This is a genomic window from Nostoc sp. FACHB-280 (genome assembly GCF_014697615.1).
Lineage (GTDB): Bacteria > Cyanobacteriota > Cyanobacteriia > Cyanobacteriales > Nostocaceae > Nostoc_B.
In genome coordinates this window covers 62,492-84,608 of record NZ_JACJSD010000001.1, presented here as the reverse complement: position 1 = coordinate 84,608, position 22,117 = coordinate 62,492, and the positions used below count along the sequence as shown (strand labels likewise).

Here is a 22,117-nt window from a genome sequence, read left to right as displayed (position 1 = left end):
TAAAGCTGTGAATTATTTTGAGTGAATTTGATAGATTTTTTGGAATAAAATTAACCGTAAATGTAGATATTAGCTTGATAAAGCTTGGTTATGGAAGGAGATCGTTTTAAAAAATGATTACAACAGATCAAAGCCTGAAAAGCTGACTAATCAACCCTTACCCAATCCAAAATCTGTCTTGAAAAGTTTGCTCAAGTCGGGGAACCCGCCCACGCAACTTTTCGCAAAATCTAAAATCCAAAATGGTATATTCCCCTGGCTGATTCAACCAGGAGTAGTTCAGGCAATTAAATATACATTTACAATCGCTGGAGTAAATTTAAACCATGAGTATCAGTACCACAGGTATTAAACAAGCCATATTCACTAGCTAACTGTTGCACTTGTTCTGATTCTTTTTGACTTGGTTTCCAAGGGTTAGGGTTATTATAAGCGTAGAAACTTTCTACACCATCAATTCCTTGTTCTGCCGCCGCCGCAATTAAATCAAAATGCGATCGCCGATAACGTGCGGGGTGTGCTAAAACTGCTAATCCACCAGCTTCATGAATCGCCGCAATCACGTTAATTGCTTCATATTCTCTACCCGTGAGAGCATGTCTTTGCAAGTAGGGTTTGATACTGGAGTGATTTGGTTCAAAGGCATAAGCCAAAATATGAACCTCATTATCTAAGAGGTTGGCATTAATTTCTGTACCACTCCACAAATCAGGAATAGTACTGTCAGGATTGTTCCACTTCCAGTCTTCTAGCCAAGCTTTTGCGGCTAAATAGCCACCAATATTGTGATGATCAGTAATCGCTAATCCTTTTAAGCCAATTGCGATCGCTTGTTCCATCAATGCACTCGGCTCTAACTTCCCGTCAGAATAGACAGTGTGCATGTGAAAATTAAAGAATCTCGGACAACTTTGGGCATCTATCTTCTGGAATACTTGTTTTAAAAGTTCGCAAGAAGTCGATGTCCGCGTACAATTCATCACCATAAATATCCTCTGCACAAATATACGCAGTTATTCACAAACTCAAACACCACACCTATAGATAAGAAATCACCAGCACAGATAATCAGTACTAGGAAGTATTCAGTTAGCTTACTCAGCTTAATTTTGCAATATGTTAAGACTACGTTAGCAAATCTAAATGATAATGAGCATGAGTATTTTCGATTGCTTTAATAAGTGTCAGTTAAAAATTTTTCTCAAAAATTCAGGTAAATACTGACGCGGGTTTTTCAAATGAATACCAGAGGAGGGAAGGGAAGGGAGACAAGGAGGACAAGGAAGACAAGGGAGCGGTCTTTCTACCTTGTCTACCCCCTCTACCTTGTCTACCTTGTCTACCCCCTCAAACCCATTCCCAACTAAACCAATCCCTCCAGCGTACCTGTGCCGGAAATTACTTCGCCAATTGCGAAGGCGGGAATATTTTGTGATGTGAAAAAGGTAATTGTTCGTTCTACTTGCTGGGGCGGGACTAAGAGTACAAATCCAATCCCCATATTGAAAGTATTGAACATGGCTTCGCTGCTGACTGCACCGACTTCAGCTAACCATTGAAATGGGGCGGGAATTTGCCAACTGTTGGGGTTAATTTTAATTGCTTGATTTTTATTTAAACATCTGGGTAAGTTTTCTGGTAAACCACCGCCTGTGATATGCGCCATTCCATGAATTTCTAAGCCAGCTTGACGGGCGGCGAGAACTGGTTTGACATAAATGCGAGTTGGTTTGAGAAAAGTTTCACCGATGGTTTCGCCACCTAATAATTCTGGGGTGTCGCTCCAAGAAAAACCACCATCACTAACAATTTTACGGACTAAGCTGACACCATTACTATGTATACCACTACTAGCAAGTGCGATCGCTACATCCCCCACTTGCACCTGTGAACCATCCAACATCTGACTTTTTTCGACAATTCCCACACAAAACCCAGCCAAGTCATATTCTCCAACTTGGTAAAAACCGGGCATTTCTGCTGTTTCTCCGCCTAATAAAGCACAACCAGCCAATTTACAGCCAGCAGCTATACCCGCTACTACCTGTGTCAACTGTTCTTTATCTAATTTACCTGTTGCTACATAATCTAAAAAAAACAGGGGTTCTGCACCAGATGTCAGCACGTCATTGACGCACATAGCCACTAAATCAATTCCCACGGTGTCATGACGGTTGAGAGTTTGGGCAATTTTCAACTTTGTCCCAACACCATCGGTTCCCGAAACCAGCACTGGTTCCTTGTAACCTGTGGGAAGTTGAAAACACCCGCCAAAACCACCTAGTCCACCGAGTACTTCTGGCCGAAAAGTACTGTGAACTAAATTGCGAATTTGATCAACAAAGGCTCTACCAGCCTCAACATCAACCCCTGCATCCCGATAATCCATAAGAGTTAGTTAATAGTCAATGGTCATTAGTCATCAGTCATTAGTCAATGGTCATTAGTCAATGTACTATCAACTATTGACTCTAGACTTTTGAGTATGGACTATTGATATTACCGCATTAGAAGACCTCATCTTCTATACCACGCCACCATTCACCCAGATTCATTAAATCTTGGTGAATATCTGCTAACTCATTCGCGTAGGTATCTTCAGAAATTGTGTCGCGGCGTTCTTGTAATTTTTTCAGGCGTAGTTGTACTAGCATCCAAGGTTTAGTGATGCTATCCGTGGCTTCGAGATATTGTGCTAGTTCTGTGCTATCCATAATATTTTGGTTTTTTTTATGTTTTTTTTGGCAAAAAGAATTAAGAAGTTGATTACCAACGCGGCTTTCAAATTCTGACTCTCTATCTTTCAAGATAATTCAGAGGCGCGATCGCTTCTACCGTGTTCGCAGAAGATTTAAATGAAGCAAAAACAGCCACGAATATGAGTCGTGACTGTTAGTGATATTTTCGATATCAATTGAATATCTGTACTTTAGATATCTAGCAGAAGTTTACAATCACCTTCTGCCAGATAAATATTATGCTTTAGCCAGATTTTCTGCAACGAAGTCCCAGTTAACCAATTGGTCTAAGAAATTCTTAATGAATGCAGGACGCGCATTGCGGAAGTCGATGTAATAAGCATGTTCCCAAACGTCAAGGGTGAGCAATGCTTTTTTGCCGTGGGCTAAGGGGTTCTCGGCGTTAGGTGTTTTAATAACCTTGAGAGTACCACCATCATCAATTAACCAAGCCCAACCGCTACCAAATTGAGTAGCCGCCGCATTTGAGAACTCTTCTTTGAATTTGTCGAAGCCACCAAAATCTTTGTCAATTCTGGCTGCAACTTCACCAGTGGGTGCGCCGCCACCTGATGGTTTTAAGCTGTTCCAAAAGAAGGTGTGGTTCCAAACTTGTGCTGCATTGTTGAAGATACCTGCTTTAGAGGAATCTTTAAAGGAGATTTGGATTACTTCTTCTAAGGATTTATCAGCTAGTTCGGTACCATCGGTGAGCTTGTTGAGGTTATCGACATAAGCTTTGTGATGCTTGCCATAGTGATACTCGAAAGTTTCAGCTTTCATACCATAAGGCTCTAAAGCATTAAAGTCAAAGGGTAAGGGGGGCTGTGTAAATGCCATTTTATGAAATCCTCTCTTTACAGTTTCCCGGCCTAAAGCTATTACTGGAAGCTTAGAAAATTACAGGTTTTGTGTTTATGAGTTTTGATGTCCTTGAACTCAAGAATCATAAAACTTAACATCGTCATTCTACTACCAAAGTGATAATGAAAACAAAAGACTTTTGTTATAAGTCAAATGCCGATGCCATCAAAGCTTTAAATAAAAACAACTAATATTTAAACGCTCAGGTATTTTAAACATAGAAAGATATTCCCCCCAGCGCCAGGGGGGAATGAAAAGAAGTAATGCTTTGGCAATTAACTTTGGTTTTTACAGTCAGAGTTTATAATATTGTGGCAACTATTTGCCCACACATCTATTTAGTTAATTCTTAACCTGAGATACTTCTACCTTAAGGTGGAGTCATTATCAAATTTGCAAGTCAGTCTTAAGTAGGATGAATTAATTTTCAAAGTTCTTAAAATATAATCTACAACGCTAAAGTCTAGCTATATATATCAGGAATCATATTTGATTTTTGCAATAAACGTAGGATGTGTTACGCTGCCGCTAACACATCTATCACAAAACTTTTGGTGCGTTACGGCTTACGCCTAACACACCCTATTAGCTCGGCTTCCAGGAAAACTAAATACTCATCTCTATAATTACCATTGAGATAATTTTTGATGGTAGTAGTTAATGATTTGGGCTGTAACTTCAGTGATGTTCATCCCATCGGTTTGAAGTTCGACTGCATCCGCAGCTTTTTGTAAGGGGGAAACTTTACGAGTGCTATCTTTCCAGTCGCGTTCTGCTATGTCCCGTTCTAGTTGTTCTAAACTTACTTCGGGTTGACCTTGTTTTTTAAAGTCTTGCTGGCGACGACGAGCGCGTTCACTAACTGAGGCGGTTAAAAAGATTTTCACTTCGGCATCGGGGAAGACATGGCTACCAATGTCTCGGCCTTCGGCGACTAAACCACCTTTTTTACCCCAGTTTTGCTGTTGGTTAACTAAAGCTTGACGTACAGCAGTTTGGGCTGCGATCGCAGATACTTTAGATGTGACCTCAATAGTACGAATTTCTTGTGTCACATCAACATCATCAATCCAAACCCGTACCGGGGATTTTAAATCTTGACTGGGAGTGAGTTCAATTTTACAAGTATGCGCTAATTCCGCGATCGCGCATTCATCATCCAGGGCAATTCCTTTTTGAATCACTAACCAAGTCATCGCTCGATACATCGCCCCCGTATCTAGATATACTAGCCCTAGCTCCGCAGCGACTTGGCGTGCTACAGTAGATTTCCCGGCTCCGGCTGGCCCATCAATAGCGATGATGGGTTGGCGATCGCGCAAAATGGTATTATCAATCAAACGTGTAGAACCAAGACGAGCTGCGATCGCCAGCATTCCTTCCTCCTCAATTGTTTCTAATGACATTAACGTAGTCGGTTCAACCAATTCAATATATTCCAATAAAACAGTACTCACCCTAGCCACTTCTTGTTGTACCACTGCTATTAATTGGCTGCTATGACGCACACCAGATTTAAAAGCAGCTTCAGCTTTTTTTAAGCCTCGATATAAAACCGCCGCTTGCTCTTTTTCAGCCGCACTCAAATATTGATTGCGCGAACTAAAAGCTAAACCAGAAGCTTCTCGGACTGTCGGACAAGCAACAATTTCTACAGGCAAATTTAAATCAGCCACTAGTCGTTTAATAATCGCTAGTTGCTGACCATCTTTTTGGCCAAAGTAGGCACGGTCAGGCTGTACCAAGTTCAAAAGCTTTGTCACAATCGTTGCTACACCCTGAAAGTGACCTAGCCGAGAACGGCCACACAAACCTAATATCATAGCAGATGGAGGAATGACTTGGGTAATTAAAGAATCTTGTATATTTTTCGCTCTTACTCCCATCACGTCCGGAGTAGGTGCAAAAATCGCATCAACTCCCGCATTTTCACATAATTTGTGGTCTTGCTCTAATGTGCGCGGATAGCGTGCATAATCTTCATTAGGGCCAAATTGCAAGGGATTGACAAAAATACTGACAATCACCGTTGAGTTTTCTTGTCTGGCGCGTTTAATTAAGTTTAAATGGCCTTGATGTAAGCCGCCCATTGTCGGCACCAAACCAACTGCTGTCCGATCCCAACTGCTCATTTCATCTGCAACCAAATCCTCTGAAGCTGTCAGTTGGCTATCTGAGCGAAGTTTATTTAAATAGCAGCGTAAAGCTGCGACTGTTGTCAACAGGCGCACAAAATTCCCCTAGTTCTTCTAAACCTCCCCCGTTAGTTTATATCTGAAACTGGGGAAAAAATGCGAGAACTAGGGGAATATAAAAAATAGGTAAATTTGCAGGATGCAGGATGAGATTTTAAAATTGAGCCTTTGTCATTAAATTTGCGCCAAGCGCGTTGAGGGAAAACACTACGCCGAACAGCCAATAAATTTTGGATTTGATATTTGAGATTTTGGATTGGGAACTGAGAAATCCAAAATTATGTCAAACTGTCCTGGCATCCTGAAAAATTACCTCAGACTTATCGTCCCAGTACTTCGATATGCACCGGTGCTACACCACTACCAATCATGCCGATAGTGCGGGCAGCAGCAGTGGATAAGTCGATGACTCGACCCCGAATGTATGGGCCACGGTCGTTAATACGTACTATGACAGAACGACCATTACGGGTATTGGTGACACGAACTCTTGTACCAAAGGGTAAGGTGCGGTGTGCAGCAGTCATGGCTTCGGGATTAAATCTCTGTCCACTGGCTGTCATGCTGCCTGAGCCATCATAGCCATAAAAGGAGGCCATGCCTCTAAAGGTAAGTCTGATGTTACCAACGGCAATTTGTTGTGGTAACGGTGGGATGGACAATGGTGAACGCGATGGTAAGTTAGCGATTTTATCGATGGGAGATGCGTTACCAATGAGTCTGCGTAGGCGGTTGGTTGCTTGTAATGCGTCTTGTGCCAGATTGTTGGTGGTGTCTGCTAGGCGGGTATTTTCGTTGATTTCCACCAATTCTTGGTCTTTGATTTTGATTGTATAGCGATCGCTAGACTGTTGCTGTGCAGTAGAGCTTTTATCTTGGGCGGAATTAGCAGTCTTGCTATCTTTCCAACTGACTGTGATGTCGTTGGCATCAACGTTGTCTTGAATCAGTTGGTTGATTTTAGCTGCGATCGCACTAGCTCGTTGAACTGGGTCATTTTCTAGTGCGCCGACTTGGTTCCCGGAACTTACTACATTGCCAGTACTTGCCACTTTAGTTGAGTTTCCAGCAATAAGGGCGTACGACTGCACGCCCCCTCCTTCTCCTACAACACCTTGTTTCGTTTCACTACTCGCAACTGGCTTGGAACCCACGAAAGTGAGTACTGGTATGTTCCGGATGTACAGGGTTGCCGCCTGGCGACTTCCAACGCTGTGAGAATGAATGCTTGTAATCACAGCATCCGAGTTTTGTTTCTCTGTAGGGGATTGGTACTCACCTACCTTCACCACATCACCATTAGATGGTTTTTGGGAAACTGGTTGAATTTCCTTGGTGGTTTGAGTTGTAGTTTGAGTGCGACCCATTGAGGGTATCCCGGTAAGAGTCACAAACAAGGCGACAATAGTCCACAAATGTCTTTGGTTCATGCGTCCAATTTTCAAGCGACTGTAGAACAGTAGTTTTTTTGATTAACGGAATTTATTGCCATAAACAGCAAATGTTTTCCTTAAAATCGAACTCGTTCCGCTTTCACTTTGTTTTTCATAACTGCAACAGACTAACACGAACTTTTGGACTTGGGGATCAGGGTTTTAGCGTAATCAAACCTCAATTTCTCAAATTTAAATGCTCATCAAAACAGTGAAACCTTGTTCAAATGCGGATTTTGGCTGTGTAGCGTTTTTTCCGACTACTAACATTTTTCTTATTAAAACTTTACATTCCTCTCAGATTAGATTTTAGCGAAATTTGTTTGATTTATATGTTGGTTTCCTCAAAAAATTTGTATGTTATAGAACATATAGATTTTTAAAATATTAGCTATAAGTTTTAGATATATTAAAGTCAAAAAACAAGTGTCAATACTGATTTAGACTAGATTCATATAATCTTTATAATTGGTTAAAAACTAGTTATATCAAAGACTTTAGGCAAATATTATCCTTTATTTGACAAAAATAATGAATGTTTTAAAAAAACTAATGTAGTAAATAATTACAAGGAAATATACTAATTTACCGAAAAACAAAAGTAATCTAAGAAACCAGTATTTCCCCTATTCAGGAACAAAAAAATTAGGTGCTTTTGCAACTAATATTTTTTACAATTAAAAGAAAAATAAGAATGAGAAAATTAAAAAAAGCGAGTGGACGTATATTAACGAGTTTTACAATGTAGCAAAAATTACCTCAAAATTGAACTAATTGATCATTTATGATTTTCTTATATAAACTATTAGCTTCATGGCAAAACAAGCAAATTCAGGAGATTTAGAAATAAATTCATCATCATTGTTGTCCGTTCTCCAAGACTTGCATTCTAAGTACAAGTCTTTGCAAGAAGGTGCAGTCGCCAACTATATTCCAGAATTAGCTAAAGTAAACCCGGATTTATTTAGCATTTGCATCGTGACTGTAGATGGCCAAGTGTATGAAGTTGGAGATTATCAACAACTATTTACTATCCAGTCCATGTCGAAAGTGTTTGCTTACGGACTAGCACTAGAAGATCATGGGCGAGATTATGTGTTGACAAGAGTTGGCGTAGAACCAACCGGAGACGCATTTAACTCAATTATTTTAGATGAGCGATCGAAGCGACCATATAACCCAATGGTAAATGCTGGTGCGATCGCCACCACCAGCTTAATCAAAGGAACTGGTGCAACCGAACGTCTCAACCGCGTCCTTGATATGTTCCACCGCTACACCGGTCATGACGTATTTGTAGATATATCAGTATTTACTTCCGAACGCAGCACCGGACATCGCAACCGCGCAATGGCTCACCTGATGCTGAACTTCGGTATGATTGACCAAAATATCGAAGAAGCATTAGACCTTTATTTTCAGCAATGTGCCGTGATAGTGAATTGTCATGACTTAGCAGTTATGGCGGCGACATTGGCAAACAAAGGAATTAACCCCATCACAGGTAAACGAGCTGTAGACCATCAATATATAAAGGATATTCTCAGCGTGATGTACACCTGTGGAATGTACAACTTTGCAGGAGAATGGGCGTATACAGTTGGTATTCCCGCTAAAAGTGGTGTATGTGGCGGAATTCTCGCAGTTGTACCGAATCAAATGGGAATAGGAGTATTTTCGCCACCCTTAGATGTGCGAGGTAACAGCGTGCGGGGAGTTGAAGTGTGTAAAGAACTTTCCCAGCAATTGTGTCTACACATGTTTGCCTGCGGGGGTGGAAGCTCAAAAATCGAGAGTGGGGAATGAGTAGATTTTTTTGTCAGTTATTTAGAACTGCTATGTGTCATTTCGCAAAACCTTGAAAGGCTGATTCTGACTTTCCCAGGTGCGAATATTGAAATAAAGTTGCGTCTTGCAAAAGTAGACTTCTTCGTAAGCGAGTCTTAAACTACGCTCAAGAGCGTTTGGTTCAACATCAGCAGCTTTGTTAGTACCAAGCGCCTTACGTAAACCAAGGGAAAGAATTTCTACTAAATCATGACCGCAGCAGACTTGCCAAGGATCATGGTTGTTGTTTTTCTGACTAATCAACTGTTTTTGCAGCTCTTCGTCTTTTAACGAGTAGGCTTGAGATTTATTCTTAACCTCTTGAATCATTCGCAGTTCATTAATTTGTAGTGTTTGCTCATCAATGAACTTGCTAAATGTAATACCCTCAAAAGTCAGGTTTAATCCTTCAGACAGAGATATCAACAGCAAATAACCTACTGAGATGCCAATTTCACACAATGTTAATCTGACATCTCGCTTAAACTGGGCAATTTTTTCTTCAGAACCAAACTCAGCCAGTACCTTGTCTAACGCTGGTGATTGAATCAGCATTGTTTCTAAGTCATGGGTGTCGGTGTAAAGCAAATTATGACTGCTAGATACTAAACTTTTAAGCCGATCAAAATCTGCATCGACAATTACTAAAACTCCCTGAAAATTTGATTGCTCTAAAATTTCTAGAATATCAATAGCATTCTGTCTACTAGAGGGTTTTCCTGAAGTGTCCACTAATTCACAAGCTAATTCGTCAACAAATCGTTGATAGAAAACTTTATCAGAACTTCCTTCTACTAATAAAAAGGTTCCTGTAAATGTACTTCTTCGTAATCGTATGTAGTTAGCAACACGTTCAACCGTTACAAACTCTCTCACTTTCCTGGCCTTTTCAGTTCAACCGTTAAATCCCAGCGATCTTGAATGATATCTGGTGAATGTGTTGCCATTAATATATCCAAATCTGCAAGTTGTGTAATTTCTTGCAAGTCTTTTAAAAATTGAACTTGCCAACCTACATGAAGTGACAATTCTGGTTCATCAATTAATACTAAAGATTTAGGTTGAACCTTAAATAGAAGTTCGTATAACAGAACTAACTCATGTTGTTCACCTGATGATAAATCCGTTGGCGAAAGAGTTTTGGTGTTAGATTTGGAGTTAGATAATGATGAATTAAAAAGTGTTGTAAAAACAAAACCTTTCTCCTTACTAAAATTTATCTCTTTATAAGAGTAAGCAAATTTATTATTAATGATTTTCTTTAATAGTTCAATTTTGCTGGCAATTTCTGCAAAAACACTCAGCTTTTTATCCATATCTTCAACGTATACAGACAAAGCATTTTTAGTACTTTCATCTATATCTTGAGGCTGGATTTGAACTTCTGAATCTTCCTCTTTATCTAAAAGACCAACTTCTATTAACCGAGAACGATTTGCTTCAAGTTCACTTAATTTGTGACGTAATTGTTCATCTGTTAAATCCGCAGATGGCTGGTGTTTGACTACTCTGATTGGAAAAGTTCTGTCAAGAGATTGAGATATTGTGCCGTATTCCTTAAATTTCTGCTGCATCAGTTGAGCAAGTTCATCAGAATAGGCAGACACAGTTGATACCATTGAAGGTATTTCAGCAGACTGTTTAGAAGAACGTTTAGGCAAAAAATTAAGCAATCGTTGTGATTCTATAAGACGAATATGAATATTTTCTTTCAATTCTTCTAACCATTCAGGCTCTTCTCGTGCATTAAAATTTGATAAATTTATAAAAGGAATGCCTTCGGAATTGTCTTTATAAAAAAGAATTGTTTCATTAGAAATATCAATTGTTTTTAAATAACTCCGTTGTATCCCAGAATCAATAACTCTCACTGAATATTCTCTCTCGGATGAAAAACTAATTGGCTTGACCGCAAAGGAATCTTTATTTATATTATTTTCTAATAAATTAAACATGATATTGCTTTCTTTTGAATTTTCTGCATATTCAGGATTTATGACTATTTCAAGAACACTACTATTGTTATCATCAAATTCAACTCTAAAATTAATAAATGGAATAGTTTTCAATTCTCGATATTCAGAATTGAAAAAATTATTCAAAATTCTCAATATAGCTGTTTTGCCAAAACCATTGGGGCCATGAATGATAGTTATCCGTTCATCCATATTCAATGGAATTACATGGTCAAAAATTCCAAATAAGCCATTGACGGAAATTTGCTTAATTCTCATAATCATTGAGTCCTATAGCCATTGGCTTTATGACTTTGATTGTATCCTTTATATTCTTCTAGAATGTACAGAAGACACAAAAATGGATTTTTTAGCTGGCACACCTCTAAGCTAAAGCAGCTAAAGATTACTTTGTGTCCTAAAAACTATTATGACTCCTTTGTAAACACAAATTTAATAACATATATATGTCACAAGTGCAGCAACTATTACTAGAAACTTTCGTAAATCAAGGCTTAGAAACTTCTTTGTCACTTTTTGATCAAGTTAAAACCCTATCACAAAATTTTGCGACTCGCGCCGCAGTGCATGATAAAGATGGTTCATTTCCTTTTGAGAATTTTACGGCGCTGCATGAAGCGGGACTGTTGGGTTTAACTATTCCCCGTGATTTGGGTGGACAGGATTTAGGGCTGGCTAGTATTTGTCAAGTTATAGAGGGGATAGCCCGTGGTGATGCTTCTACAGCTTTAGTGTTGAATATGCACTATTTGCAACATGCTAAAGCTAATCGTAACCGTTCCTGGCATCCTGAAGTATACAAGAAAGTTTGTCGGGAAGCGATCGCCAACTCTGCCCTGATCAACGCCGCCCGTGTAGAACCAGAGTTAGGTACACCAGCTAGAGGCGGTTTACCAGCAACAACCGCCCAAAAAACAACACAAGGTTGGCTATTAAGCGGACATAAACAATACACCACAGGTAGCCCAATTCTCAGCTACTTTGTGGTTTGGGCAAAAACAACCGAAGATGAACCCCAAGTTGGTAATTTTTTAGTTCCCCGTGACTTACCTGGGTTACGAATTGTCGAAACTTGGGATCATTTGGGAATGAGAGCGACTGGGAGTCATGATTTAATTTTAGAGAATGTGCTAATTCCCGATGAATATGCTTTAGATATTCGTCTTGTTGCTATTAAATCACCACCAGATCCGATGACAGCAGTGTGGAATAGCTTGACATTAAGTGCTTTGTATTTAGGAGTTGCCACAGCTGCGCGAGACTGGTTAATAGAATACCTGGGCGATCGCACTCCGTCAAATTTGGGAACACCCCTGGCTAGTTTGTCACGCTTCCAAATAGCTGTCGGTGAAATCGAAGCACTGTTATATGCTAACCGCCAACTAATTTACAACTTGGCACAAGGAGTTGATAAAGGTGAGTCTGAACCTAATGTAGAATTACAAGCACAAGCTGTCAAATATCTCAGCACCACCAATTCAATTCGTGCAGTAGAAATTGGTTTAGAACTTATTGGTAATCCTGGATTAATGAAAAAAAATCCGTTAGAAAGACATTATCGTGATGTTTTATGCAGTCGTATTCACACACCACAAAATGATGTGATTTGTCAATCTTTAGGAAAAGCTGCACTTAATAAAAGTGCTGACTGAGTGCTGAGTTGAAAGTGCTGTAAAATAAAACCTCTCCTAAAAAGTTTAAGAGAGGTTCTTGGTGGAGTTATATCAAACAGTTGGCAAGTGAGAGTGTTCTAAATGGAATCTAGGAGTCAGAATTCTCTATTCTGGCTGCTGTAATCTTCAAGTACTAAATTATTCCTTGACCTCTACCGCGTCTGTCACCTTCTTCGCTTAACTCGCCTTCCTTATCTTCTTTAACTTCTTGAAGTTCCTCTAGGCGTTGTGCGCTATCTTCTGCAACTTCTTGACGTGCATCACCAGGAACTTCGTAATACATTTCTGGTTCAATTGCGTAGTTATTTAATAAACCTTCTTTATCTACTGTGTAACCGTCTGTGGTGTGGATACTTTCTGCGTCGGTTTGGTCATCAGTAGGGGCTTCGGCTTCTCTTTCTTCTGTGGGTAATGTTTTATATAAATCTCCTTCTCTTTCTTTCCGGGCAGCAGTTTCAGCAGGAACAATGCCTCTATCATAAGTATCTACTTCTGCTCTTTCGGATGAATCTACTGCTTTTTTAAATTTTTCATTAGCCATAATAAATGTCCTCGAATTTAAAGTAAAGTATGTTGTTTCATAGCTTCGAGAACTAGATTAGGATGTTGCAGCAAGTATATCTACTATCTTAAGAATAGATTTAAATCCAAAAATTATATTGCTTCTATATCTTGAGATGTATAGCAGTTGAGAGGTTGACAATTTCTAGCTTTATATCAAGTTGCAGTAAAGAAGGTGTAAGTAGGTAGACACAGTTATTTATTTATAAGACGTATTTCGACTCCGCTCAAGGCAAGTCGCTCAATGCTCAGTAGCCTTACTAAAAAAGGGTTGAGCGAAGTTACATCCGTTTGGTGAGCGCAGTTGAACCACTGCCTTCTGCTATTTTACTTTAATTTCCTATTTTGGTTCTTGTTGTTTACTATGTTCTCGTAGCTGTTGCAATAACTTTTCTTGGGAAGTATTCAGAGTTTCTGAATTGCTAATTTGAGGTTCTTTTTCTAAAGTTTTGATAACAGGATTTGTGGAATTAATTAAGGTTGATGGTTCAGATGCCACTGCTGTTGGAAATACGACATTTTGTTTAATTACTGCTAGTTTCATCGCATCTAAAGTTGTGGCAAACTGAATTTGTTGCTGCATTTCTTGTGTAGAAGAAACTAAACCACTCAAACCATTAACCAATTGCCGGAGATTGTCTCTAAATTTGGGATCACCTGTTAATTCATCTAAATCTGATGTAATTTTTTGGGTATTTTCAAAAGTGACTCTGGCTGAATCTAATGTTTGTTGTAGTAATAAGACATTCTTGGGATCATTTAAAGTTTTGGTGGCATCTCGTAAATTAGCAGAAGCTTGGGCAGCATTAGCTGAAAGTGTTTCTAAATTTTTGATTACTTCGCCTTGGGTTAGGCGATTTAATGATGGTGATAAACTAGCGACTGTAGCGCGTAATTGATTGCTAGTTTCGGTAATATTATTCAAAGCACCGACTAAGGATGAACGATTAGTAGTGACCAAATCATCCAAGTTAGTTAGCAAACGATTGGCTGTCGTCGCGGTTGAACCAAATTCTTTGGCGGTTGCACCAAACTGACTAGCAGTTACACTTAATTGATTAGCTGTTTTAGTAGTAGATGCAGTGAGTTCAGTTGTGGCGCGTTGTACAGAATTGGCGGTTGCACTAAATGTATTTAGCTGTCCTTGGAAGCCTTTTGTTAAACCTCTAGCATCTTGACTGAGGGCGGCGACACTGGTGGCGGCGGCGGCAGAACTTTCTAAAAGTCGGTTAACTCTTTGATAAAATTTTGGATCGTTGTACAAAGTAGCTAACTCAGTGCTACTGCGAATTAGGTCATCAACACTAATACCAATTTGACCTTTTAAGCGAGAACCATTACAAACAATCAAACTTTGGTCACAGCCTTTCTCTAAAGGTTTGGCTTTGACATTGGCAACTAGTGATGTTCTAGGTGTAATATCGACAATACTTTCGCTAATCAAGCCACTTTGGTTAGCATCTATTTTGACATCACTGGGAATGATTAAATCGGCGGGAGCAATTTCTATTTCTACATCAATTGCATTGGGTTTGGGTTGGATGTCGGAAATTTTGCCGACTTTTACGCCACGATAACGAACGGATGCACCTTTTTGCATTCCGCCAGCGTTGGCAAATTCGACAATGAACTTATACGAGCTACGTCCGGCACTCACTCCATTTAACCACAGAACGATCGCCCCAAAGGAACCCAGACCCAGCAAGAGTAATAACCCGACTGAACCTTCTCTCAGCGTTCGTCTAGATGTGAAGCGGTTTGTAATTAATTCTCGCATTTGTTCCTCCAACCACCTAACCAACAACTTGTATCGGCCCTTGCACACTCCCACTCATAAATTGTCTAATTAATGGGTGGTCGGTGCTATCCATCTCAGTAACTGTACCTTGCCACTGCACTCTACCTTGGTAGAGAAACACTAGTCTATCAGCTGTCCGGCGAATCGTACTATCTTGGTGGGTAACAATGGCATAAGTACTGCAAACTCCTTGCATACCTTGTAAATCACGTATCAAGTCTTCAATGACTGTCGAAGCAATGGGGTCTAGTCCGGCTGTGGGTTCATCGTAAAGTAAAACTTCTGGCCCTTCTTTGGGATTTTCGGGGTTGGACATAATTGCACGGGCAAAACTTACTCGTTTCCGCATCCCACCAGAAAGTTCCGAGGGGTAGAGATGACCTATTCCTGGTAAACCCACCATATCTAATTTTTCTTTGACTAGTTCTTGAATTTGCGATCGCGGTAACTTGGAATTTTGATACAGTAAAAATCCGACATTCTCATCTACATTTAAAGAATCAAATAACGCCGCTTGCTGAAATACCATTCCAATACCAATGGGGTCAGCACCATCTTCTATTAACCCTTCGCGCCGGACTCCTTGGACATAAATTTCCCCCTCATCCGGGTTAGTTAGTCCGGCTATCACTCGTAAAATTGTTGATTTCCCAGTCCCGGAGGGGCCGATAATTCCCAGTGCTTCGCCTCGGTAAATTGTCAAGTCCACATTATCTAAAACCTTATTGTTACCAAAGGACTTAGAAACACCTTTCAGTTCAATTAGTGGTTCAGTCATTACTCAAAAGTCATTAGTCAAGGGTCATTGGTCATTGGTCATTTGTCATTAAGATTTATACAAAGGACAAAGGATAAAGGACAAATGACAAACAACGATGTCATAGTCATCGGTAGCGGTATTGGTGGGTTATGTGCTGCGGCGTTGCTTGCGCGGTATGGCAAGCGGGTAATTGTCTGTGAAAGCCATACAATTGCCGGTGGTGCAGCCCATAGCTTTAAACGACGAGGATTTGAATTTGATTCTGGCCCCTCTTTTTATTGTGGACTCTCAGGCACCCATAGTTTGAACCCAGTAAAACAAGTTCTGGATGTTCTAGGGGAATCCCTTCAAGTTATACCCTATGATCCTTTAGGACACTACCATTTTCCTGAAGCGAGTATTGCAATTTACAGCAATTTTCAAAGATTGCATCAGGAGTTACAAACAATTACACCCCAAGGTGCAGCAGAGTTTCAGAATTTTGCCAATCGCTTATTAGGTTTGTATAAAGGGATGAAAGATATACCAGCTTTGGCTTTACGGGCTGATTGGCAGGTAATTTTTGTGTTACTGAATTATGTGCGATCGCTGGGTAAAATGTTACCGTACTTGCCTTTGGTGCAGTCTTCTGCCGGCACTGTGATGGATGCCACTGTCAAAGACCCTTGGGTACGCAGACTCATCGATGTAGAATGTTTTCTACTTTCTGGTTTAAAGGCAGATGGCACAATTGCCCCAGAAGTCGCTTTTATGTTGGGTGAACGGGGGCGTGGCGTAGAGTACCCGGTAGGAGGAAGCGCCGCAATTGTCAATGCTTTGGTGCGTGGGTTAGAACGTTGGGGTGGTAAGTTACGCTTAGGCTGTCATGTTGAGCAAATTCTTGTGGAGTCGGGGAAAGCTGTGGGTGTACGGCTAAAAAATGGCGAAATTCTGTCAGCACCGATTGTGATTTCCAACGCCACAATTTGGGATACTTACAATCAACTATTGCGTCCTGAAGATTTACCCACAGCTTACCGTCAAACTGCTTTGAATACACCCGCCGTTGATAGTTTCATTCATTTACATTTGGGTATTCGTGGGGATGGCTTAGAAAATTTAACAGGACATCATGTTGTCGTTCACGACTCTGACCAAGATATCACCACCCCTGGTAATACTTGCATGATTTCTATTCCTAGTGTGTGGGATGCAACCCTCGCGCCAGAGGGACATCATGTAGTTCATGCTTACACCCTAGAACCCTTTGCAGGTTGGGAACGAAATGAGGGTTATGAAGCTAAGAAACAAGAGAAAGCCCAAACTTTATATCGCGCCTTAGAGCGAATTATCCCCGATATTCGAGAACGTGTAGTGTTAGAACTGATCGGGACACCGTTAACTCATACCCATTATTTACGAAGATATCAGGGAACCTATGGCCCGGCGATCGCTGCGGGTAAGGGGATGTTTCCCAGTACACACACGCCAATTTCTGGTTTATATCGTGTTGGTGATAGCACTATGCCCGGAATTGGTGTGCCAGCAGTTGCCGCTTCTGGTATTTTATGTGCAAATAGCTTGGTGGAGCGATCGCAAACAGCAGAGTTATTAAAAAATTGGCAAATTTAACTTTATAACTGACAAATTGCTTTCAGAACCTGCAATAATTCCATTGCCCGCATAGATTCCATAAAATTTAACAACGGTAGCAGTTGATATACTGGCGGGTTTCCTTGTTCTAGATAAACAAATTGATAACTCCTACCGTTAGTAGTTAAACCCCAAGCTGATTTCTGATTGTCTAAACCTTTATAAGCGTAAGTTAGTAATTGAGGTAATCCAGTAAATATATCAACTTGACTATTTTTAGATTCAACTAATAGCAACCAGAAATATGCTTGAGGTTTTGTATGTTTGGCTTTACTAATCGCTAAAATATCAAATCTACCTTTAATTATTTTGTCTTCATCTTCTATTTCAATATCAGCAATGTTTTCTTCTAACAGAATTTCAATTGGATATCGATAAAAGCCAGCCAACTTCAGTAAAGGTGCAATTGCCAGAAACTTTACCTGTCCTTCTGAAACTTTGCCTGAAGTAAGATATCTATCAAAATCATTTTGAATTTGCTTTAATTCTTGCTGTTCTTCTTCGCTTATGGGTTCTAAAGATAATAAGTTAGAAAATGAGTCATTATACTGTTTTTGAAAGCCAAACAGCCGATGAACTTCTTCTAAAGATAAATTACGAGCATTAAGTAATGTCATAGATGGATATTAGGTATTAGTAGTAATTATAGCCGTTTGCATATTCATGAAATACTGTAGAGACGTTACATGTAACGTCTCTACACAACGTTGGGTTTTATGTTTCATACCTCATTTACTCAAAACTGTATCTAAATCATATTGAGGACTGCTATAGCAATCCTCAATGATTGATAAACATCTCTCTCCCTTGTCTACCCTTTCTCCCTCATCTGTCGAGCCTCATATCCGCAACATTCCGCAATAAAGTCAGGAAAGCTTGACATTACATAAGTTAGAGTATATGTACTCATGGCATATTTTCTAGAAACATACTTTCATTGCTCACAATGGCTAAAAGCCTTGATAAACAAAGATTGTAGTGATAGAAATTGGAAAAAATTCTTCTGGTTTTAGGCAAATAAAGTCTGAGATTTTGCTACTTATATACAGACACAGCAACCGTAAATGTCCCGCGTTGGAGTGGGAAATCAGTTCTCATAATTAAGACTTGACGAAAAAGTGAAATATTTTCCAGCCTTAATTAATCAGGATTTTGGCTAATTCGGTTGTGCAGAAATTCCACTTAACAGCTAAATTTACAGCAAGTTCATAGATTTAGTGATCTTCGAGTTCTAGGAATTTGACAACCTATTGAAATCCCAAAAATAAACATTTACCGTACTAATTAAGAACTATCTCACAGCATTTAAGATTTTAGGAAGTTGCTCTTATGATGACTGAATCTATAATTACATCTGTAGAAGCTACCAAAGAAAGCTGCATCGAATGTCACACTACTTGTATTGATACTCTCAAATACTGCAAAAATCGGGGGAGTCAATATATAGACATGACCATGATGTCGATGATGCGGGACTGTGCGGAAATGTGTATGATGTGCGTCAATATGATTAACGACGGTTCCGAGTTTATGGGTAATGCTTGTAACTTGTGTGCGGAAATGTGCGATCGCACAGCAATAACTTGTGAACAAATGAGTGAAGACCCTACAATGAGATTCTGCGCTGCTATTTGCCGTCAATGTGCAGAACACTGTAAAGCAATGGCTCTAAATTCTGCTTCTTATTTTCGCAGAGCTAGTTTAGTTACAGAAGATGTACTTTTATTTCGCTAATAAACTTTGTAGAGACGTTGTATACAACGTCTCTTACAAAAACTGATAGGTGCATTAAAGTGATTAAAATCCAAATTCAAAAAAAGCGGCGATATCGTGACTGATATCGCCGTTAACTCATTTAATGTCAATCATTTGGAGCGTTAGGAATTTGGAGATCAATATCTGCTTGAGTTAAATTCGGAACATTCCAAGTTACTTGTTCAGGTTTGAGAACTTCGACTAATGCAGGTGGTACATCAAATTGAATTTGTTGCGTAGTGGGATTAATTCTTGCAATAAGTTGTGCGCCATCAACAAGCTTCAAAATCGCTGGTTCTCCTGCGGGTAAATTAAAACCTGCAACTTGAGCGTCATTTGGTAAATAAACAGCATCACAGTCCCAATCTTCATCTGTAGTTTGGCGATTTCCTAAATAGTAGAGACTGTTAGGAATTGCATCTTCTGGCTTACGAGTATAAATTGCCAATGGCCTTCCTGTTTCGTTCCGACAACTAGCCCAATCTTCAGAAGTTTCTAGAGTTTGTTTTTGTAATTGAAGTGCTGCAATTTTTTGCTGTAATTCTTCTGCGGTATAACCAGCTTGTTCAGGATTATTTCTAGCCATTAATAGACTATTCAGATTTTGTACGACTACTGGATAGTCTGGACTAATTTTTGACATCTTATCAGCCCAAGAAGGTTGAGCGACGAAAAAATTCACGAAAAATAACATAGCAAACAGCAACATTTTCCAGGCTTTCATTGACTTCCTCCTTGTTAGAAGCATCCTGTTGTATATATAAAAATTTGCTTTTAAGGCGATGAACGCTAATACATCTTCAAAATATTCATTTTGATTAGTAAAATCAAACACTCTTTTTGTTTAATCTCATAAATAAAAGTGATTAAATATCGAAAAATTATCAAAATTTTATTTACAGCAAAGCACAAAACAATGTAGAGACGTTATACCATTTCACTTTAAAAATGATACGGATATGCAAGTAGCGCCTCGACTTCGCTCGGCGACCAGAAGCAGAGTTGCAGAGGAAGCGATTTCTATCAGTAATTTCGTGAAATGGTATTACATTTAACATCTCTATTTGTTGAAGAAATCAAAATTCTGAACACCACCACGTTCAGTGGAAATTAAGAATAAACGTTGACTATTTCCCTGTAACCTGTCACTTCTTTACTTCACTTGAATTAACTGATAATTCTGCACTGTCCCAACGACGCGATGAGGGCGAGATAAATCAGGAGAATTTTTTAAATATATCCAAGCGTAGCTAGAAGCTGGTAGTTGATAAATTGTATCTAAAGTCTTTCCGTGAATGGGTGTGTAGAAATTTAAGAGTACAGTATTTTTGCCATCAAGTTTGACAAAATAAATGGGCTGAGTTTGCAAAATAGATGCGATCGCAGGGTCATGGAAAAATCTTCTAAAGGCTGGATTATAATCACCAATTAATCCCAAACTTCCAGCAACCGCTAAAGCTAACCAACAGGGAATCAACCACCCAGCTAACCAATAATTTGCGGTAAAAAACTTGTAATTGTAGTGGTGATAACAAATCCACACACCAGGTAAAATTAAACAACTCAATCCCACAATTAAGCCCAGGGGTGCATATTTGCTAATCTCTGCATTACCCCAAATTAAAAGATACATACCTGCTAATAAAAGTAAAACACCTAATCCACCACAGCAATAACTTAAATTACGAGGAAGATGCTTAGATGGTTGTGTTTTCTCGTAAATTTTACCCAACCAATCTAAACCTAATGCGGCTAATAAGGCAATGAAAGGATAAAGACCAAGACTATAGTGAGATAATCGCGTTGAGAAAATACTGAGTTCGGTAAATAAAACTATCGGAAAACCAACTAATAATAAATGATAATTAACAATAGGACGACGACAGGCAATAATTAAACCTAAAACACTGAAAAACACCCAAGGAAATGCTTTTAAAGGCACATTCCAAAAGTAAAATATAATCCCATTTCCGGCTCGTTCTTCAGAACCTAACTGAAAAACAAATTGTAATAAAGCATTTAAACTATCTGTACCATAACGCTGCCAACTTAACACTAGCCAGATGAAAGTGGGGATAAAACCTAATATTAAACCCAAATATAAAATCGGGTTGGTAAGATGGCGATGACGACGATTTTCACCAATAAGGTAAGGTAATAATGCCATTGCTGGCAAGAAAATCATAAAACTTCTGACTAAGAAGCCTAAACCTAAACATAAACCTGCTACAAATCGCCAAATAGAGGAATATTTTGATTGTACTTCAGCTTTAATTAAAGAAAAAATAGCCAATAAAACTAAAAAAATCATCGGCACATCAGGTGCGCCTAATCGGCAATATTGCAACCACAAAAATTCTACACTCAAAATAGCAGCAGCTAACCAAGCTAATTTTTGATTTAAAATAATTTTGCCGATTTCATATATGAGAAATAAGCACAAAATTCCCGCGATCGCACTGGGAATTCTGGCACTAACTTCACTCATCCCAAATATTGTATAAGCACGGGCAATCATCCAATAAAAACCAGGAGTTTTATGATGCACAGTACCCCAAGGTGCTATCCAATCGCCAGAATCAAACATCCGACGCGCCCGCCAAGCATACAGCCCTTCATCATGTGCCATCAAACTATTCTGCCCAGAGGTAAATAATAATAAAGGCAGTAGCCAAACTAACAAGCTGAGATAAGGAAATGCGGCTGATAAGCGAAATTGTTGCCAAATAGACTGCAACCGAGGTAACTTATACAACATTAATTCTGCAAAATAGAGGCTAATGGCTAGGTAAGAAAGCTGTTTATGCCAGTTTAGCTTGGGAAGTGGAGTATTTTTAGTGATGGCTTGGTTAATCAAGAAAAATCCTTACCAACCAAACCATCATTAGTTTATGTCAAGTATGAC

General features: G+C 39.3%; 18 protein-coding genes. 4 read left to right on the top strand and 14 right to left on the bottom strand.

Going from position 1 to position 22,117, the window contains the following annotated elements:
- Positions 1-299: 299 nt before the first annotated feature.
- The 6 genes from H6G75_RS00360 to H6G75_RS00335 all read right to left on the bottom strand — a co-directional run bounded on the left by H6G75_RS00360 (position 300) and on the right by H6G75_RS00335 (position 7,227).
- Positions 300-986 carry a PHP domain-containing protein gene (locus H6G75_RS00360; RefSeq protein ID WP_190978033.1) on the bottom strand — a complete coding sequence of 229 codons (687 nt, stop codon included), beginning with the start codon at positions 984-986 and terminating at the stop codon, positions 300-302.
- A 377-nt stretch (positions 987-1,363) separates the two neighbouring features.
- Positions 1,364-2,389, bottom strand: coding sequence for a phosphoribosylformylglycinamidine cyclo-ligase (gene purM, locus H6G75_RS00355; protein WP_190978032.1), 1,026 nt, complete (start codon positions 2,387-2,389; stop codon positions 1,364-1,366).
- Positions 2,390-2,507: 118 nt separating this feature from the next.
- Positions 2,508-2,714: a hypothetical protein gene (locus H6G75_RS00350; protein WP_190589992.1), complete on the bottom strand. Its 207-nt coding sequence runs from the start codon at positions 2,712-2,714 to the stop codon at positions 2,508-2,510.
- Positions 2,715-2,975: 261 nt separating this feature from the next.
- Positions 2,976-3,578, bottom strand: coding sequence for a superoxide dismutase (locus tag H6G75_RS00345; RefSeq protein WP_190978031.1), 603 nt, complete (start codon positions 3,576-3,578; stop codon positions 2,976-2,978).
- Positions 3,579-4,228: 650 nt separating this feature from the next.
- The gene (locus H6G75_RS00340; RefSeq protein ID WP_190978030.1) at positions 4,229-5,833 is read right to left on the bottom strand and encodes a bifunctional pantoate--beta-alanine ligase/(d)CMP kinase; all 1,605 of its coding nucleotides are present in this window, start codon (positions 5,831-5,833) and stop codon (positions 4,229-4,231) included.
- A gap of 284 nt (positions 5,834-6,117) precedes the next feature.
- Positions 6,118-7,227, bottom strand: coding sequence for a septal ring lytic transglycosylase RlpA family protein (locus H6G75_RS00335; RefSeq protein WP_190978029.1), 1,110 nt, complete (start codon positions 7,225-7,227; stop codon positions 6,118-6,120).
- A gap of 816 nt (positions 7,228-8,043) precedes the next feature.
- Here H6G75_RS00335 and glsA point away from each other — a divergent pair.
- On the top strand, positions 8,044-9,036 hold the full coding sequence (gene glsA / locus H6G75_RS00330) for a glutaminase A (protein ID WP_190978028.1): 993 nt from the start codon (positions 8,044-8,046) through the stop codon (positions 9,034-9,036).
- Between the two features lie 30 nt (positions 9,037-9,066).
- Here the strand turns inward: glsA and H6G75_RS00325 are convergent, their stop codons facing one another.
- Positions 9,067-9,933, bottom strand: a complete 867-nt coding sequence (locus tag H6G75_RS00325; protein ID WP_190978027.1) for a DUF4435 domain-containing protein — start codon at positions 9,931-9,933, stop codon at positions 9,067-9,069.
- Positions 9,930-11,291, bottom strand: a complete 1,362-nt coding sequence (locus H6G75_RS00320; RefSeq protein ID WP_190978026.1) for an AAA family ATPase — start codon at positions 11,289-11,291, stop codon at positions 9,930-9,932. The genes H6G75_RS00325 and H6G75_RS00320 overlap by 4 nt, the downstream gene beginning before the upstream one ends.
- Positions 11,292-11,479: 188 nt before the next feature.
- Between H6G75_RS00320 and H6G75_RS00315 the strand changes: the two genes are divergently transcribed.
- Positions 11,480-12,685, top strand: coding sequence for an acyl-CoA dehydrogenase family protein (locus H6G75_RS00315; protein WP_190978025.1), 1,206 nt, complete (start codon positions 11,480-11,482; stop codon positions 12,683-12,685).
- A 154-nt stretch (positions 12,686-12,839) separates the two neighbouring features.
- Here H6G75_RS00315 and H6G75_RS00310 read toward each other — a convergent pair whose 3' ends face one another.
- The 3 genes from H6G75_RS00310 to H6G75_RS00300 form a co-directional block, all read right to left on the bottom strand.
- Entirely contained in the window at positions 12,840-13,247 is a 408-nt protein-coding gene (locus tag H6G75_RS00310; protein WP_190978024.1) for a hypothetical protein, read from the bottom strand.
- 360 nt (positions 13,248-13,607) lie between these two features.
- Positions 13,608-15,044 carry an MlaD family protein gene (locus tag H6G75_RS00305; protein WP_190978023.1) on the bottom strand — a complete coding sequence of 479 codons (1,437 nt, stop codon included), beginning with the start codon at positions 15,042-15,044 and terminating at the stop codon, positions 13,608-13,610.
- Between the two features lie 16 nt (positions 15,045-15,060).
- Positions 15,061-15,843: an ABC transporter ATP-binding protein gene (locus H6G75_RS00300; protein WP_190978022.1), complete on the bottom strand. Its 783-nt coding sequence runs from the start codon at positions 15,841-15,843 to the stop codon at positions 15,061-15,063.
- An 84-nt stretch (positions 15,844-15,927) separates the two neighbouring features.
- Between H6G75_RS00300 and H6G75_RS00295 the strand changes: the two genes are divergently transcribed.
- On the top strand, positions 15,928-17,436 hold the full coding sequence (locus tag H6G75_RS00295) for an NAD(P)/FAD-dependent oxidoreductase (RefSeq protein ID WP_190978021.1): 1,509 nt from the start codon (positions 15,928-15,930) through the stop codon (positions 17,434-17,436).
- A gap of 2 nt (positions 17,437-17,438) precedes the next feature.
- Here H6G75_RS00295 and H6G75_RS00290 read toward each other — a convergent pair whose 3' ends face one another.
- Entirely contained in the window at positions 17,439-18,074 is a 636-nt protein-coding gene (locus H6G75_RS00290) for a restriction endonuclease subunit R (RefSeq protein WP_190978020.1), read from the bottom strand.
- A gap of 712 nt (positions 18,075-18,786) precedes the next feature.
- Here H6G75_RS00290 and H6G75_RS00285 point away from each other — a divergent pair.
- Positions 18,787-19,191 carry a four-helix bundle copper-binding protein gene (locus H6G75_RS00285; protein ID WP_190978019.1) on the top strand — a complete coding sequence of 135 codons (405 nt, stop codon included), beginning with the start codon at positions 18,787-18,789 and terminating at the stop codon, positions 19,189-19,191.
- A gap of 127 nt (positions 19,192-19,318) precedes the next feature.
- Here the strand turns inward: H6G75_RS00285 and H6G75_RS00280 are convergent, their stop codons facing one another.
- Both H6G75_RS00280 and H6G75_RS00275 read right to left on the bottom strand, forming a co-directional pair.
- Entirely contained in the window at positions 19,319-19,936 is a 618-nt protein-coding gene (locus tag H6G75_RS00280; protein WP_190978018.1) for a hypothetical protein, read from the bottom strand.
- 429 nt (positions 19,937-20,365) lie between these two features.
- A complete protein-coding gene (locus H6G75_RS00275) occupies positions 20,366-21,970 on the bottom strand; it encodes a glycosyltransferase family 39 protein (RefSeq protein ID WP_190978293.1) in 1,605 nt (534 codons plus the stop codon).
- Positions 21,971-22,117 lie beyond the last annotated feature (147 nt).

Coding starts and splice junctions, on each gene's coding strand:
- H6G75_RS00360 (WP_190978033.1), bottom strand. CDS start 986: ATGGTGATGAATTGTACGCGGACATCGACTTCTTGCGAACTTTTAAAA.
- purM (WP_190978032.1), bottom strand. CDS start 2,389: ATGGATTATCGGGATGCAGGGGTTGATGTTGAGGCTGGTAGAGCCTTT.
- H6G75_RS00350 (WP_190589992.1), bottom strand. CDS start 2,714: ATGGATAGCACAGAACTAGCACAATATCTCGAAGCCACGGATAGCATC.
- H6G75_RS00345 (WP_190978031.1), bottom strand. CDS start 3,578: ATGGCATTTACACAGCCCCCCTTACCCTTTGACTTTAATGCTTTAGAG.
- H6G75_RS00335 (WP_190978029.1), bottom strand. CDS start 7,227: ATGAACCAAAGACATTTGTGGACTATTGTCGCCTTGTTTGTGACTCTT.
- glsA (WP_190978028.1), top strand. CDS start 8,044: ATGGCAAAACAAGCAAATTCAGGAGATTTAGAAATAAATTCATCATCA.
- H6G75_RS00320 (WP_190978026.1), bottom strand. CDS start 11,291: ATGAGAATTAAGCAAATTTCCGTCAATGGCTTATTTGGAATTTTTGAC.
- H6G75_RS00315 (WP_190978025.1), top strand. CDS start 11,480: ATGTCACAAGTGCAGCAACTATTACTAGAAACTTTCGTAAATCAAGGC.
- H6G75_RS00310 (WP_190978024.1), bottom strand. CDS start 13,247: ATGGCTAATGAAAAATTTAAAAAAGCAGTAGATTCATCCGAAAGAGCA.
- H6G75_RS00305 (WP_190978023.1), bottom strand. CDS start 15,044: ATGCGAGAATTAATTACAAACCGCTTCACATCTAGACGAACGCTGAGA.
- H6G75_RS00300 (WP_190978022.1), bottom strand. CDS start 15,843: ATGACTGAACCACTAATTGAACTGAAAGGTGTTTCTAAGTCCTTTGGT.
- H6G75_RS00295 (WP_190978021.1), top strand. CDS start 15,928: ATGACAAACAACGATGTCATAGTCATCGGTAGCGGTATTGGTGGGTTA.
- H6G75_RS00290 (WP_190978020.1), bottom strand. CDS start 18,074: ATGACATTACTTAATGCTCGTAATTTATCTTTAGAAGAAGTTCATCGG.
- H6G75_RS00285 (WP_190978019.1), top strand. CDS start 18,787: ATGATGACTGAATCTATAATTACATCTGTAGAAGCTACCAAAGAAAGC.
- H6G75_RS00280 (WP_190978018.1), bottom strand. CDS start 19,936: ATGAAAGCCTGGAAAATGTTGCTGTTTGCTATGTTATTTTTCGTGAAT.
- H6G75_RS00275 (WP_190978293.1), bottom strand. CDS start 21,970: ATGTTGTATAAGTTACCTCGGTTGCAGTCTATTTGGCAACAATTTCGC.